We start from the raw sequence: 14627 nt of genomic DNA, 5'->3' as shown, positions 1-14627 counted from the left end.
CATGGCAGATTTATACGAAAACCCAATGGGCCTGATGGGCTTCGAGTTCATCGAGTTCGCATCGCCGACTCCTGGCACCCTGGAGCCGATCTTCGAGATCATGGGCTTCACCAAGGTCGCGACCCACCGTTCCAAAAACGTGCACCTGTATCGCCAGGGCGCGATCAACCTGATCCTCAACAACGAACCCCACAGCGTTGCTTCGTACTTCGCGGCTGAACACGGCCCGTCCGTGTGTGGCATGGCGTTCCGGGTCAAGGATTCGCAGAAGGCCTACAAACGCGCTCTGGAACTCGGCGCTCAGCCGATCCACATCGAAACCGGTCCGATGGAGTTGAACCTGCCAGCGATCAAAGGCATTGGCGGTGCGCCGCTGTACCTGATCGACCGTTTCGGCGAAGGCAGCTCGATCTATGACATCGACTTCGTGTTCATCGAAGGTGTTGACCGCAACCCGGTCGGTGCCGGCCTGAAGATCATCGATCACCTGACCCACAACGTGTATCGCGGTCGCATGGCCTACTGGGCGAACTTCTACGAGAAGCTGTTCAATTTCCGTGAAATCCGTTACTTCGACATCAAGGGCGAATACACCGGCCTGACCTCGAAAGCGATGACCGCGCCGGACGGCATGATCCGCATCCCGCTCAACGAAGAATCGTCGAAGGGCGCCGGGCAGATCGAAGAGTTCCTGATGCAGTTCAACGGCGAAGGCATCCAGCACGTGGCGTTCCTCACCGACGACCTGGTCAAGACCTGGGATCAGTTGAAGAAGATCGGCATGCGCTTCATGACCGCGCCGCCGGACACCTACTACGAAATGCTCGAAGGCCGCCTGCCGAACCACGGCGAGCCGGTCGATCAGCTGCAATCGCGCGGCATCCTGCTGGATGGTGCGTCGGATAAGGAAGACAAGCGTCTGCTGCTGCAAATCTTCTCGGAAACCCTGATGGGCCCGGTGTTCTTCGAATTCATCCAGCGCAAAGGCGACGATGGCTTCGGCGAAGGCAACTTCAAGGCACTGTTCGAATCGATCGAGCGTGACCAGGTGCGTCGTGGCGTACTCGCTACCGAGTAATCTGCGGATGTAAAAAAGCCCGGCCTGCAATGTTGCAGGCCGGGCTTTTTATTGCGCGTCTTACGGGCGCCGCTGGCGCATCAGATGCTTGAACCCTTCAAACACCAGCACCACCACCGCGAGCCAGATCGGGATGTAGGTCAGCCATTCACCGGGTTTGATGCTCTCGCCGAGCAGCAGTGCCACACCGAGCAGCAGCACTGGCTCCACGTAACTCAACAAACCAAACAGGCTGAACGGCAGCAAGCGGCTGGCGATGATGTACACCACCAGCGCCGACGCACTGATCAGACCGAGCAGCGGAATCAGCCACGCCAGCGCCGGATACTGATCGAAAACGCCAAAACCCTGTTCGCCGCCGCGCACAAACCAGTACGCCACCGGCAGCATCAGCGTCATGTCGACCCACAAGCCGCCGAGGTTGTCGGTCTTGAGGTATTTGCGCAGCACGAAATACAACGGGTAACCGACGACGACCACCAGCGTCGCCCAGGAAAACCCGCCGACCTGATACAACTCGTTCAACACGCCGAGGCTGGCAAAAAACACCGCGACTTTTTGCAGGTACGACAGGCTTTCGCCATAAGCGATGCGCCCGGTCAGCACCATGGCCAGCGGCAGCAGGAAGTAGCCCAGCGATACATCGAGGCTGTAGCCATTGAGCGGCGCCCACATGAACAGCCACAACTGCACACCCAGCAACGCAGCCGAAACGATCAGGCCACCGATCAACTTCGGCAGCGCTGGGACCCGGCGCAGCAACTCGAGCACCCGCCGCCATTCGCCGGACAGCAACATGAACACGGTCATGCAGGGCACGGTCAGCAGCATCCGCCAACCGAAGATTTCCACGCCGCTCAACGGAGTGAGCAACGAGGTGTAGTAATACATGACGGCAAACAGCGTCGAGGCTGTTACCGATAGAGCGATACCTTTAGACAAACTGTCCTCGCGGGGGTGATGGTCAAACGGGGCGCGCAGGATACGTGGTTTTTGTGCTGAATATTGGCCGAGTGATCGATATTTCCAACATTCGACACAGATCCCGTGAGAGCAGGACCTGTGTCGAAGCATAGGTGCTTAAGGCTGACGCGGTTTGCGCCCCGACACAAAATGGCTCACATCATTGAACCCCGGCGTCGACGCATGCCCCGGCGTCACCAGCGAATCGATAAACGCCTCATCCTCCGCGGTAATCTTCACCGCCTGCGCCTTGGTGTACGCATCCCACTGTTCTTCCGTACGCGGTCCGACAATTGCCGATGTCACCGCGCCGTTGTTCAGCACCCAGGCAATCGCAAACTCGACAATCCCGACTCCACGCTCCTTGGTGTATTGCTGGATCTGCTGGGCAATGCGCAACGACTCCACCCGCCATTCAGTCTCCAGAATCCGCTTGTCCTGGCGCCCGGCACGGCTGTTGGCGTCCGGGGTTACGTCCGGCGCGTACTTGCCGCTGAGCACGCCACGGGCCAGCGGGCTGTAAGGCACGACGCCGAGGCCGTAAGTCTGGGCGGCGGTGATCTGTTCGGTCTCGGCCTGACGGTTGACGATGTTGTACAGCGGCTGGCTGATCACCGGACGATCGACGCCCAGTTTGTCCGCCACGCGAATCACCTCGGCAATCCGCCAGCCGCGATAGTTCGACAGGCCCCAATAACGGATCTTGCCCTGGCGAATCAGATCGCCAATGGCCGAAATCGTCACTTCCAGCGGCGTGTTGTGGTCTTCGCGGTGCAGGTAATAGATGTCGAGGTAGTCGGTGCCGAGCCGGGTCAGGCTGGCCTCAAGACCATTGAAGAGGTGTTTGCGGCTCAGACCGCTGCGGTTCGGCACGCCGTCCACCGGGCCGAAACCGACCTTGGTCGCCAGCACCCACTCATGACGATGACGGGCGATGGCTTCGCCGACGATCTCTTCCGAGCGGCCATTGGTGTAGACGTCCGCGGTGTCGATGAAGTTGATGCCCTGATCCCAGGCCTTGTCGATGATGCGCAGCGAATCTTCCGCGCTGGTCTGTTCGCCAAACATCATCGTGCCGAGGGTGAGGGTGGACACCTGCAACCCCGAGTGACCCAGTGTGCGATAGCTCATGCCGAAATCCTTTTGTCGGTGGGAAAGCTTCAATCAAATACCAGAAGCGTCCGGCAGGGCAAAGTGAATTTATCGACGCAATGCCTCGCAGCGCTCGCGCAAAAACGCCTGCAACACCTTGACCCGTTCCGACACCTGCACTCGATGCGGGCACAGCAGATTGAACGGCACGCTCTCGCCGTGCCAATCATCGAACAGGGTCACCAGCCGCCCGGCACGCACGTCCTCGACCACATCGAGCCAGGCCTTGTAGGCGATGCCATGGCCTACGAGTGCCCAGCGGCGGGCGACTTCGCCGTCGTCGCTGAGGTAGTCGCCGCGTACTTCGACCTCGACCGTTTCGTCGTCGCGATGGAAACGCCAGGTGTTATAGGGCCGGCCATTGCGCAAGTAGAGAAGGGCGCTGTGTTCGCTCAGTTCGGCGGGGTTTAGCGGTGTGCCGTGACGCTCCAGATACGCAGGGCTGGCGCAGGCCACGCGACGATGCTCAGGCAGAATCGGCAACGCCACCAGCGTCGAATCACTCGGCACGCCAAAGCGCAGCGCCACGTCCACCGTCTCGCGAAACAGATCCGCATGCCGGTCGTTGAGCAGCAATTGCAGTTGAATGTGCGGATGCTCGCGTTTGAAATCGTCCAGCCACGGCAGCAATACGTTGCGCCCGAAGTCCGACGGCGCCGCCAGTTGCAGCACACCGCTCAGGCCTTCGGTCTGCTGCTTCAGCGCCTGCTCGCCCTCGGCCAGTGTGGCCAGCGCCAGACGCACGCTTTCCAGATAGCGCCGGCCTTCTTCGGTCAGACGCATGCTGCGGGTCGAGCGGGCGAAGAGGCGGATGCCGAGGCGGGTTTCCAGGCGTTTCAGCGCGATGCTGGCGGCGGCCGGGGTCAACTCCAGCGCCCGGGCGGCGGCGGAAATGCTGCCGGAGTCGGCGGTGCGGACAAAGATTTCCAGATCGAGGATCGAGCTCATTAGTAAAAATCCGTTGAAGATCCTTGGCGTTTTGCGGGATTTTTCCGGGATTGGCAAGCGCAGATACTGGAATCCTGAATAACCGCAGGAGACAGACATGACGTGGACATTCGATCATCTGGCCTTCAACACCGCTGACGGTCAGGCGCTGCAGGATGCTTTTGGTGCGTTACTGGGACTGACGCCGGGGCGGCGGCCGCCGTTTCCGTTTCCCGGGCGGTGGTTGTATCAGGATGGGGAAGCGTTGGTGCATGTGATTGAGCAGCCCGTGCTGGATGAGGCGGCGTTGAGTCATATTGCGTTTCGTACCGATGAAGACGCGGCGGTGGTTTTGAAGCGGGTGCAGGGTAGTGGGTTGCCGTATCAGGTGGCGCAGGTGCCGGAGGATGGGGTTTGGCAGATTTTTGTGCAGATGCCGGGGGGATTGGTGCTGGAGCTGGATGCAAAAACGGGGATCTTGTGAGCGTTTAATCGTGGCGTTTAAAGGACATGTTCAGACACGCACCCCAGGCTACACAACCTTGCGCCGTTGCCTACGACTAAGCCAGAATCCGCCGGCTTGTGCGCTTAGGGGGCCGGGTTTTATCGTTGTCCCGTCGCTGAAAAACAGCGATGGGGTTTGGTAGCCCGGTTCTGACTTGTTGCGCAACTCACCGTATTCGGACGCTTATCCGTCCGTGCTTTTATGGTGGCCATGCGTGGGGCGCTTTCGAGCGCGCCGGTTCTCCAAGTCACCGGTCTACCAACCCGTGTATGGCCACCACCTCTTCGTTTGGTAGCGAAGTTTGATGGCTCCATTTTTCTGATTTGGAGATTCAAACGTGATCAAACCAACACCCAATCCACCCGAAGCCGACACCACCTCACCCTACGAAACCCTCGATTCCAAGAAATTCCACGAAGCCGCCGAACGCGCGCTCGATCACTACCTCAATCCGTTCCACCCCAGAAAACCGCTGCTCAAACCCAACGCCCGCTACCTCATCGCCCCCGGCATCCCAAGCGAAGAACTGTTGGCCGACGCCTGCGAAACCCTGACCTCCGCCAAAACCATGGCCAGCGATTTCGCCGGGATGATCGATGCGCCGCAGCGGCACGTCCTGCTGGGTATCGGGCAACTGATCATGCTGGCGGAACTGGCGGTAAATCGGGTGCTGGATAATCTGGACACGGCGGCTGAAGCCCGGCCCTGACCGATCGTAGAGCAACAATAAAAAACGGCCGAAGTGGGCCGTTTTTGTGTGTCTGCCAATAATCAGGCCCGCAACGTCCGCGTCATCCGCAACGCCAGCAGACTCCCGCCAACAATCACCCCCGCCAGCAGGTAAAGCGCCGCATCTGTCGACCCGGTGCTGTCCTTGACCCAACCCACAAGGTAAGGGCTCAAGAACCCCGCCATCTGCCCCATGGAGTTGATCAATGCCAGACCACCCGCCGCAGCCCCTGCGCTCAGCATGGCAGTCGGCACCGGCCAGAACATCGGCAGCCCAGTCAGCGCGCCCATGGTCGCAATGGTCAGGCCGAGAATCGCAATCGCCGGATTCGCCGCGAAGTTCACCGCGATCAGCAGGCCGACAGCGCCCATCAACATCGGCACCACCAAATGCCAGCGGCGTTCTTTGCGCAAGTCCGCCGAACGCCCGACCACCAGCATGAACACCGCCGCCAGCAGATACGGAATCGCACTCAACCAGCCAATCACCAGGTTGTCGCTGAAACCGAGGTTCTTGATGATCGACGGCAGCCAGAAGTTGATCGCGTACACGCCGCTCTGGATGCAGAAGTAGATCAGGCCAAACGCCCAGATGGCCGGATTCTTGAACACCGCGATCAGCGAATCGGAGGTGGTTTTCGGTTTGTTCGCCAGGTCTTCCGCCTGATCCGCTTCCAGCACCGAACGCTCGTGAGGGGTCAGCCATTTGGCGTTGGCGAAGTTGTCGCTGAGCAGGAAGTAGGCGAGTGCGCCCAGTATCACGGTCGGAATACCTTGCAGCAGGAACATCCACTGCCAGCCAGCCAAACCGCCCTGGCCCGCAGCGAAGTGATTCAAGATCCAGCCAGAAAACGGGCTGCCGAGCAGGCCCGACACCGGGATCGCCGACATGAACAGCGCCATGATCCGGCCACGGCGAAAGGTCGGGAACCACTGCGAGAGATAGAGCACCACGCCCGGGAAGAACCCGGCTTCGGCGGCGCCAGTGAACAGGCGCAAAGTGTAGAACTCGGTCGGCGTGGTGACGAACAGCAGGCAGGTCGACAGCGTGCCCCAGGTGATCATCATCACGGCAATCCAGCGCCGTGGGCCGAATTTGGTCAGGGCCAGGTTGCTCGGTACGCCGCACAGCACGTAGCCGATGAAGAAGATGCCGGCATCAAGGCCGTACACGGTTTCGCTGAATTTCAGCGCGTCAAGCATCTGCAGTTTGGCGAATCCAACGTTGACCCGGTCGAGGTAGTTGAACAGGTAGCAGATGAAGATGAAGGGGATCAAACGCAGGGTGATGCGTTTGTAGACGGCATTTTTATCGTCATCGATGGTCTGGGCGGCAGCGGCGCTCTGCGACATGGCGGCTCTCTCTTTATTATGATTTTTTGCGATGCAAAGGGTAACGTTGATCGCCCTGAGAGTCTCGGCCACCTTTGGCCGGATTGTCTTTGTGCCTGAGCACAGGGTTTGCCGCCAGACCCTGTGCGGGTGAACAACCGTCCGCGCCTGTTTTCAAGGATTCCAGCCCTTATGTTCGAACTCGATCACGACCTCGCCCAGGACATCGTCGACCGGGCCATGGCCATTTTGCCGTACAACGTCAACGTCATGGACAGCCAGGGGCTGATCCTCGGCAGTGGCGAGCCGGAGCGGATCAACACCCGTCACGAAGGTGCGCAACTGGTGCTGGCCAACGGGAGAGTAGTGGAGATTGACGCGCAGACGGCGGTGCATCTGAAAGGCGTGCAGCCGGGGATCAATCTGCCGTTGCTGCTCGATCAGCGTTTGATCGGTGTGCTCGGGATCACCGGTGAGCCGGAGCAATTGCGCACTTACGCCGAACTGGTGCGCATGACGGCTGAAATGCTCGTTGGCCAGCGCAATCAGCAATCCGAGCAGCAGTGGCGGCGGCAACGCTGCGATGACTTGCTTGCGCTGCTGTTGAGCGAAGCAGGGGACTCGCCGCGTTTGGTGGATGAAGCTCAGCAACTCGGGCTGAAACCGCAACTGACGCGGGTGCCCTATCTGTTTGAATTAGGTCTGGAGCATGGGCCGGGGCAGACCGTCGAGGCGCTGAGTGCCTGGTTGATGACGCGCTATCCGGACAGCTGGTGCGTGAGTTCCGCGAAGTCGTCACTGCTGTGGTGCCGGCCAGCGAGTCAGAACGTCGAGCATGATCGTTTGCTGGAAAAACTCGATGGCCTGGGCTGGAACATCCTGCGCATTGCTGTCGGTGGGCAGGCCGATGGGCTGGCCGGGTTGCGCCGTTGCTATCGACGGGTCGGCGACTTGCTCGCCTATGGCCGCGAAGTGTTGCCCCGTTCACGGCTGCTGACTCTCAATCGCTATCGCTTGCCGGTCATGCTCTGGCGCCATCGCAACGATGATGCGCTGGATGAACTGCTCAAACCGTTGCGCAAGGTCATCGCCAAGGACAACAACGGCCAGTTGCTCGCGACCCTGCGCAGTTGGTGCGATCACGACGGGCAGAGCCAGGCTTGCGCGGATGCGTTGGGGATTCACCGCAACAGCCTGCGCTATCGGATGGAGCGAATTGCCGAGTTGAGCGGGGTCGATCCGCTGAGGCTCGACGGGATGCTGGCGTTGTATCTGGGGGTGCAATTGCTGCCGCAGACTGACGATTTGTCGAAATGAACAATAAACGCCTATCCAACTTGTGCAGCGGACAGGCGTCAACGCGCAAAGCGACTGGCAGCATGAGGGGCATTGGAACTGGAGAATTCGCATGAAAATCGTCATCGCCCCCGATTCGTTCAAGGACAGCCTGAGTGCCCAAGGCGTTGCAGAAGCCATTGCGCTGGGTCTGGCGCAGGTCTGGCCGCAGGCGACGCTGGTCAAATGCCCGATGGCCGACGGTGGCGAAGGCACGGTGGAGTCGATTCTCGCCGCGTGTGAAGGTGAACTGCGCCGCACCCGCGTGCGTGGTCCGTTGGGTGCGGCGGTCGAAGCGGCGTGGGGCTGGTTGCCGCATAACCACACCGCGATCATCGAAATGGCCGAGGCCAGTGGTCTGCAACTGGTGCCGCCGGGGCAACGCGATGCGTGCATCAGCAGTACCTTCGGCACGGGCGAATTGATCCGCGCAGCGCTGGATGCAGGCGCACAACGGGTGATCCTCGCCATCGGCGGCAGCGCCACCAATGACGGCGGCGCTGGTGCAATGCAGGCGCTGGGCGTGAAGTTGCTGGACGCTCAAGGGCAATCACTGGTGCCGGGCGGCCTCGCGCTGGCGCAACTCGCCAAGCTGGACCTCAACGAACTGGACCCGCGTCTGGCACAAGTCCGTTTCGACATCGCCGCCGACGTCAACAATCCCCTATGCGGCCCCCATGGCGCCTCGGCGATTTTCGGCCCGCAGAAAGGCGCATCACCCGCACAAGTGCAGCAACTGGATCAGGCGCTGGGCCACTTCGCCGAACTCTGCGCGCAAGCGTTGGATAAAGACGTTCGTGATGAGCCGGGCAGCGGTGCAGCGGGCGGACTGGGTTTTGCAGCCAAAGCGTTTCTCGGCGCGCGGTTCCAGGCCGGGGTTGAAGTGGTCGCCGAATTGGTCGGGCTGGCCGATGCAGTGAAAGGCGCAGATCTGGTGATCACCGGGGAAGGGCGCTTCGACGCGCAGACCTTGCGCGGCAAAACCCCGTTTGGCGTCGCGCGGATCGCCAAGCAACACGGCGTCCCCGTGATCGTCATTGCCGGCACCCTCGGCGAGGGCTATCAAGAACTCTACGGTCACGGCATCGACGCCGCATTCGCCGTCACCAGCGGTCCGATGACGCTGGAACAAGCCTGCGCCGAAGCACCGCGTCTGCTGCGCGAGCGCGCTACGGACATTGCCCGCGTCTGGCGCATGGCGACTCCGGACTGACCTGTCACCCATCATCTAAAACGTCGGGTGTTTCAATAGCGAAACACTCGCAATAATTTGAAAAATATTTGTTCTTTACCTGCAAAATTCCTCAAGGGTGGCCGATATAAAGATCAGGCGCACACAAGACTTCCACAAACAGTGACGCCGGACTGAAGCCCGCCCTCGCGGGCCAGTGATTACGGCATGGATGCTCTTAGCTTCGACTTTCCGAGAGCCTTCCTATGTCCTTGCGTAATCTGAATATCGCGCCCCGTGCCTTCCTCGGTTTTGCCTTTATTGCCCTGCTGGTGATCGTGCTCGGCGTGTTCGCCGTCAACCGCATGTCGGTCATCCGCCAGGCCTCTGTCGAAATGCAGACCAATCAGTTGCCCAGCGTCACTTACCTTGGCGTGGTGACGGAAAACGTCTTGCGCCTGCGGATCCTGTCGTTCCGCATTCTGGTCAACCGTGACGCTGCCGGCCTGCAAGAAGCACAGACTCGCATCGGCGTGCTGGTGGACAAGGTACGCAGCGCTCAGGCCGCCTACGCCGCATTGCCGGCCGAGAGTGAAGAGCGCGCGCAATACCAGGCTTTCGCGACGACCCTGGACAACTACCTGCAAGCCCAGAACCAGATGATGGACTTGTCGCGTCAGGACAAGGTCGAGGACATGCGCACCCTGATCAACACGAAGATCAAGGACGGCACCGACCAGATGGGCGAGCAGCTCAACAAACTGATTGCGATCAATGCCGCCGGTGCCAAGGACGCGTCCATTCAGGCCGGTGAACACTACGACAGCGCGATCACCGGCATTGTCATCGTGGCGGTCTTCGCGGCATTTGCCACGGTGTTGTTGGCCTGGCTGCTGACCCGCAGCATCGTCACCCCGTTGAACCGTGCCGTCGCTGCCGCGCAAACCATCGCCGGTGGCAACTTGACCAAAGCCATCGAAATCGACGGCAAGGACGAACCGGCACGACTGCTTGAAGCCCTGGCCGCGATGCAGGCCAACCTGCGTAAAACCATCGAACAGATTGCCGGTTCCGCCACGCAACTGGGCGCCGCTGCCGAAGAACTCAGCGCCGTGACCGAAGAAGCGTCCCGTGGCCTGCAACAGCAGAACGACGAAATCGAACAGGCCGCCACCGCCGTCAACGAAATGACCGCAGCGGTGGAAGAGGTCGCACGCAACGCGGTGTCGACCTCCGAAGCGTCGAACCAGTCGACCCACGCCGCCCGCGAAGGTCGCGACCAGGTGGTGAAAACCGTCGACGCGATCCAGACCATGACCCACGACGTGCAGAACACCGCGCAAATGATCGAAGGCCTGGCGGCTCAGGGCCGCGACATCGGCAAGGTGCTGGACGTGATCCGCGCCATCGCCGAACAGACCAACCTGCTGGCGCTCAACGCCGCCATCGAAGCAGCCCGTGCCGGTGAAGCCGGACGCGGGTTCGCCGTGGTGGCGGACGAGGTTCGCGCACTGGCCCATCGCACCGCGCAATCGACCCAGGAAATCGAAAAAATGGTCGCCGGCATCCAGAACGGCACCGGCGAAGCGGTCGAGTCGATGCAGCAAAGCAACCAGCGCACCCAGTCCACTCTTGAAATGGCCCGCGCCGCTGGCGTCGCGCTGGAGCAGATCACCCAGTCGATCAATCAGATCAACGAGCGCAACCTGGTGATCGCCAGTGCCTCGGAAGAGCAGGCGCAGGTGTCCCGTGAAGTCGACCGCAACCTGGTCAACATCCGCGACCTGGCCACCCAATCGGCCGCCGGCGCCAACCAGACCAGCGCCGCGACTCACGAACTGTCGCGCCTGGCGGTGGATTTGAATGCGATGGTGGCGCGGTTTGTGATTTGACCTAGGGTGAAGGCTGGAGACCGCGCAATCAGGAGACGTACATGCGCTATTCAGCCTTGACCCAACGAATCGCCGGGGAGGGAGCAGCGGCCTGGCGGATTCACGACCGAGCGCTGGAGCTGCGCGCCGGGGGCATTGATGTCTTGCTGCTGTCTGTGGGTGATCCGGATTTCGATACGCCGCTGCCGATCATCCACGGCGCCATCGACAGCCTGTTGGCAGGCGATACCCATTATTCCGAAGTGCGCGGCCGGCTGGAGCTGCGCAAGCGAATCGCCGAGCGCCATCGGCGCAGCAGCGGTCAGGACGTTGATGCCGACCATGTGATCGTGCTGCCCGGCGCGCAATGCGCGGTGTATTCGGTGGCGCAGTGTCTGCTCGATCCGGGCGATGAAGTCATCGTCGCCGAACCCATGTATGTCACCTACGAAGGCGTGTTTGGCGCTTGCGGCGCGACCGTGGTGCCAGTGCCGGTTCGTCCGGAAAACGGCTTTCGAGTCGACCCGGCGGATGTCTCGGCGCGGATCACCCCCAGGACCCGAGCCATGCTGCTCAACAGTCCCAACAACCCTTCCGGCGCCAGTCTGTCGCTGTTGATCTGGCAGGAGCTGGCGGCGCTGTGCATTCGTCATGACCTGTGGCTGATCAGCGATGAGGTCTACAGCGAATTGTTATACGAAGGTGAACACGTCAGCCCGGCGAGCCTGCCGGGCATGGCCGAGCGCACCGCGACCATCAACAGCCTGTCCAAATCCCACGCGATGACCGGGTGGCGCATCGGCTGGATGATCGGACCGAAACCCTTGGCCGAACATCTGGTGAATCTGTCGCTGAGCATGCTGTTCGGTCTGCCGGACTTTGTGCAGAAAGCGGCGCAAGTGGCGCTGGAGAAAGATCTGCCGGAAGTGACGCAGATGCGCGAGGAATACCGTTTGCGCCGGGATCTGGTGTGCGAACGGTTGCGCGGCTGTCCGGGGTTGTACCCGATCAAGCCGGATGGCGGGATGTTCGTGATGGTCGATGTGCGCCAGACCGGGATCGGCGCGCAGGACTTTGCCGAGCAATTACTGGAGGGGTATGGGGTTTCTGTGCTGGCCGGTGAGGCGTTCGGGCCGAGTGCGGCGGGGCATATTCGCATCGGGCTGGTGGTGGATCGGGTGAAACTGGCGGATGCGTGTTCAAGGATTGCCTTGTGCGCTGCGCAACTTTTGCAAGTGCGCAGCGCCTGACCTCGATCAGCGCGGGGGATTCACCAGGTTGGCGGGCCTTTCACCCGCCAACGCCGCCAACAGATTCTCCACCGCACACCGCGCCATGGCTTCGCGCGTTTCGTGGGTTGCCGAGCCCATGTGCGGCGTTGCCACGACGTTGTTCAACTGCAATAACGGCGAATCGTGATTTAGCGGCTCGCGTTCAAACACATCCAGCCCCGCCGCGCGAATCCGGTTATGCCGCAGCGCTTCGATCATCGCGGCTTCGTCCACCACCTTGCCCCGGGAAATGTTGATGAAGATGCTTTCCGGGCGCATCAACGCGAACTGTTCGGCGCCGATCAAGCCTTCTGTCTGTGCAGTCAGCGGCAACGTCAGGCAGATGAAGTCCGCCTGCTGCAACAGATCCTCCAGGCTGCGGTACTGCGCATCGAACCGCGCTTCAACCGCCGGTTTGCGCGACTGACTGTGATAGATCACCGGCATGCCAAATCCGAAATGCCCACGCTGCGCCAACGCCTCGCCGATCCGGCCCATGCCGATGATGCCCAGCGTCTTGCCGTGCACATCGGTACCGAAATGCGCCGGGCCGATGCTGCGATGCCAGTGACCACCGCGCACCATGTTCGCCAGTTCCACCACCCGCCGGGCGGTGGCCAGGACTAGCGCGAAACCGGTGTCGGCGGTGGTTTCGGTGAGCACGTCCGGGGTGTTTGTCAGCATGACCTTGCGGCGGGTCAGGTAGTCGATGTCGTAGTTGTCGACGCCCACCGAAACGCTGGAAATCGCTTCGAGTTGTGGCGCCAGATCGAGCAGGGCCGCGTCCAGTTTCAGGCTCGCGCCAAGCAGACCGTGGGCGGCGGGCAGGGCGTCGCGCAGTTTCATCAGGCCGTCGGCGTCGAGGCTTTCGATCAGCGTTACATCGACTTGCTCCTGAAGTTGCGCCATCAGAGAAGGCGAAAGTTTCTTGTACAACACAACCTGCTTTTTCATCGCAGTCATCTCTCTGTCAATTCAGGAATGGGCCGGCAGCGGGCGCGGTGCGACTCGCTTGGCCGTCACCCGGTCGCTGGCGCCGGGCTTGAGGAAAATCGTCAGTACCACCGAGAGCATCAACGCGCCGCTCATCAGCAGATACGAGGCGCCTGGCGAACCGGTGGAGCTGTTCAGGTAGCCGACCAGATACGAGCCGCCAAACGAGCCGAGGGCGCCCATGCTGTTGATCAGCGCCATGGCACCACCGGCAACGTTGGCTGGCAGGATCTCCGGCACGATGGCGAAGAACGGCCCGTAGGGCGCGTACATGCAGGCGCCGGCAATCACCAGCAGCGTGTACGACCACCAGAAATGCTCAGCACCGAGGGCGTAGGAGCCGTAGAACGCCACCGAGGCAATCAGCAGCGGCGGCCAGACGAAACGTTTGCGCTTTTGCAGTTTGTCCGAGCCCCACGACACCAGCAGCATGCCGATTACCGCCGCCAGATAGGGCAACGCCGACAGCCAGCCGGCCTCGATCATGTCCATCTGCGCACCGGCCTTGAGGATCGAAGGCAACCACAGCACAAAGCCGTAAACGCCAATGCTCCAGCAGAAAAATTGCAGCGCCAGGATGATCACCTTCGGCGAGCGGAAGGCTTCGGCGTAATTTTTTACGGCTTTGATCCCGACCTGTTCGGCGGCGAGAGCGCTTTCCAGATCGTGCTTTTCCTGGTCGCTGAGCCACTTGGCCTGGGCCGGACGATCATCGGCCAGCTTCCACCAGATGAATGCCCAAAGCACCGCCGGCAACCCTTCGATGATGAACATCCAGCGCCAGCTGAAATGCTGCACCAGATACCCTGAAACCACCGACATCCACAGCATGGTCACCGGGTTGCCGAGGATCAGAAACGTGTTGGCCCGCGAGCGTTCGGCGCGGGTGAACCAGTGGCACAGGTACACCAGCATCGCCGGCATCACCGCCGCTTCGACCACGCCGAGCATGAAGCGGATGACGATCAGCCAATAGGCGTTGGAGACCACGCCGGTCAGCGTGGCGAGCCCGCCCCAGAGGATCAGGCTGACGAAGATCAGTTTCTTCACGCTGTGCTTTTGCGCGTAGATCGCGCCGGGCACCTGGAAGAAAAAGTAACCGAGGAAGAACAGCGCGCCGAGCAGCGAGGACAGGCCCGGGGTGATCATCAGGTCGGCAGCCATTCCGGACGCGGCGGCGAAACCGTAATTGGCGCGGTCGAGGTACGCCAGGCTGTAGGTGATGAACACGATCGGCATGATGTACCACCAGCGGCGGGTGGCGAGGGTTGCGGTTTTCATGGTCTTGCTCCTGAGCTTG

At 61.1% G+C, this 14627-nt stretch carries 13 protein-coding genes; 7 read left to right on the top strand and 6 right to left on the bottom strand.

Going from position 1 to position 14627, the window contains the following annotated elements; all coding sequences use genetic code 11:
* The first annotated feature begins 1 nt into the window (after window position 1).
* Window positions 2-1078, top strand: coding sequence for a 4-hydroxyphenylpyruvate dioxygenase (gene hppD, locus IF199_RS16255; RefSeq protein WP_096821515.1), 1077 nt, complete (start codon window positions 2-4; stop codon window positions 1076-1078).
* 60 nt (window positions 1079-1138) lie between these two features.
* Here the strand turns inward: hppD and rarD are convergent, their stop codons facing one another.
* The 3 genes from rarD to IF199_RS16240 form a co-directional block, all read right to left on the bottom strand.
* Window positions 1139-2020 (bottom strand): EamA family transporter RarD, encoded by an 882-nt coding sequence (gene rarD / locus IF199_RS16250; RefSeq protein WP_192558100.1) that lies wholly within the window; start codon window positions 2018-2020, stop codon window positions 1139-1141.
* A gap of 138 nt (window positions 2021-2158) precedes the next feature.
* Window positions 2159-3172: an aldo/keto reductase gene (locus IF199_RS16245; RefSeq protein WP_192558099.1), complete on the bottom strand. Its 1014-nt coding sequence runs from the start codon at window positions 3170-3172 to the stop codon at window positions 2159-2161.
* 69 nt (window positions 3173-3241) lie between these two features.
* Window positions 3242-4141 carry a LysR family transcriptional regulator gene (locus IF199_RS16240; RefSeq protein WP_192558098.1) on the bottom strand — a complete coding sequence of 300 codons (900 nt, stop codon included), beginning with the start codon at window positions 4139-4141 and terminating at the stop codon, window positions 3242-3244.
* A gap of 97 nt (window positions 4142-4238) precedes the next feature.
* Here IF199_RS16240 and IF199_RS16235 point away from each other — a divergent pair, with 97 nt between their 5' ends.
* The gene (locus IF199_RS16235) at window positions 4239-4604 is read left to right on the top strand and encodes a VOC family protein (protein ID WP_192558097.1); all 366 of its coding nucleotides are present in this window, start codon (window positions 4239-4241) and stop codon (window positions 4602-4604) included.
* Between the two features lie 358 nt (window positions 4605-4962).
* Complete coding sequence (locus tag IF199_RS16230; protein ID WP_192558096.1) at window positions 4963-5334, top strand: DUF6124 family protein; 372 nt, start codon at window positions 4963-4965, stop codon at window positions 5332-5334.
* Between the two features lie 62 nt (window positions 5335-5396).
* Here IF199_RS16230 and IF199_RS16225 read toward each other — a convergent pair whose 3' ends face one another.
* A complete protein-coding gene (locus IF199_RS16225; RefSeq protein WP_192558095.1) occupies window positions 5397-6707 on the bottom strand; it encodes an MFS transporter in 1311 nt (436 codons plus the stop codon).
* A gap of 171 nt (window positions 6708-6878) precedes the next feature.
* Between IF199_RS16225 and IF199_RS16220 the strand changes: the two genes are divergently transcribed.
* From IF199_RS16220 to IF199_RS16205, 4 genes are all read left to right on the top strand, one after another.
* A complete protein-coding gene (locus tag IF199_RS16220; protein WP_096821508.1) occupies window positions 6879-8003 on the top strand; it encodes a sugar diacid recognition domain-containing protein in 1125 nt (374 codons plus the stop codon).
* 91 nt (window positions 8004-8094) lie between these two features.
* Complete coding sequence (locus IF199_RS16215; protein WP_192558094.1) at window positions 8095-9234, top strand: glycerate kinase; 1140 nt, start codon at window positions 8095-8097, stop codon at window positions 9232-9234.
* A 224-nt stretch (window positions 9235-9458) separates the two neighbouring features.
* Window positions 9459-11084 carry a methyl-accepting chemotaxis protein gene (locus tag IF199_RS16210; protein WP_192558093.1) on the top strand — a complete coding sequence of 542 codons (1626 nt, stop codon included), beginning with the start codon at window positions 9459-9461 and terminating at the stop codon, window positions 11082-11084.
* A 41-nt stretch (window positions 11085-11125) separates the two neighbouring features.
* Window positions 11126-12313: a pyridoxal phosphate-dependent aminotransferase gene (locus tag IF199_RS16205; RefSeq protein ID WP_192558092.1), complete on the top strand. Its 1188-nt coding sequence runs from the start codon at window positions 11126-11128 to the stop codon at window positions 12311-12313.
* Window positions 12314-12319: 6 nt separating this feature from the next.
* Here IF199_RS16205 and IF199_RS16200 read toward each other — a convergent pair whose 3' ends face one another.
* Complete coding sequence (locus IF199_RS16200) at window positions 12320-13288, bottom strand: 2-hydroxyacid dehydrogenase (protein WP_192558091.1); 969 nt, start codon at window positions 13286-13288, stop codon at window positions 12320-12322.
* A gap of 21 nt (window positions 13289-13309) precedes the next feature.
* Entirely contained in the window at window positions 13310-14608 is a 1299-nt protein-coding gene (locus IF199_RS16195; RefSeq protein WP_192558090.1) for an MFS transporter, read from the bottom strand.
* Between the last annotated feature and the right edge of the window lie 19 nt (window positions 14609-14627).

The organism is Pseudomonas allokribbensis (assembly GCF_014863605.1).
In the GTDB taxonomy this organism is placed as follows: domain Bacteria; phylum Pseudomonadota; class Gammaproteobacteria; order Pseudomonadales; family Pseudomonadaceae; genus Aquipseudomonas; species Aquipseudomonas allokribbensis.
Note: the sequence above shows the minus strand (reverse complement) of the source record. Positions and strands in the feature narration are given on the sequence as shown.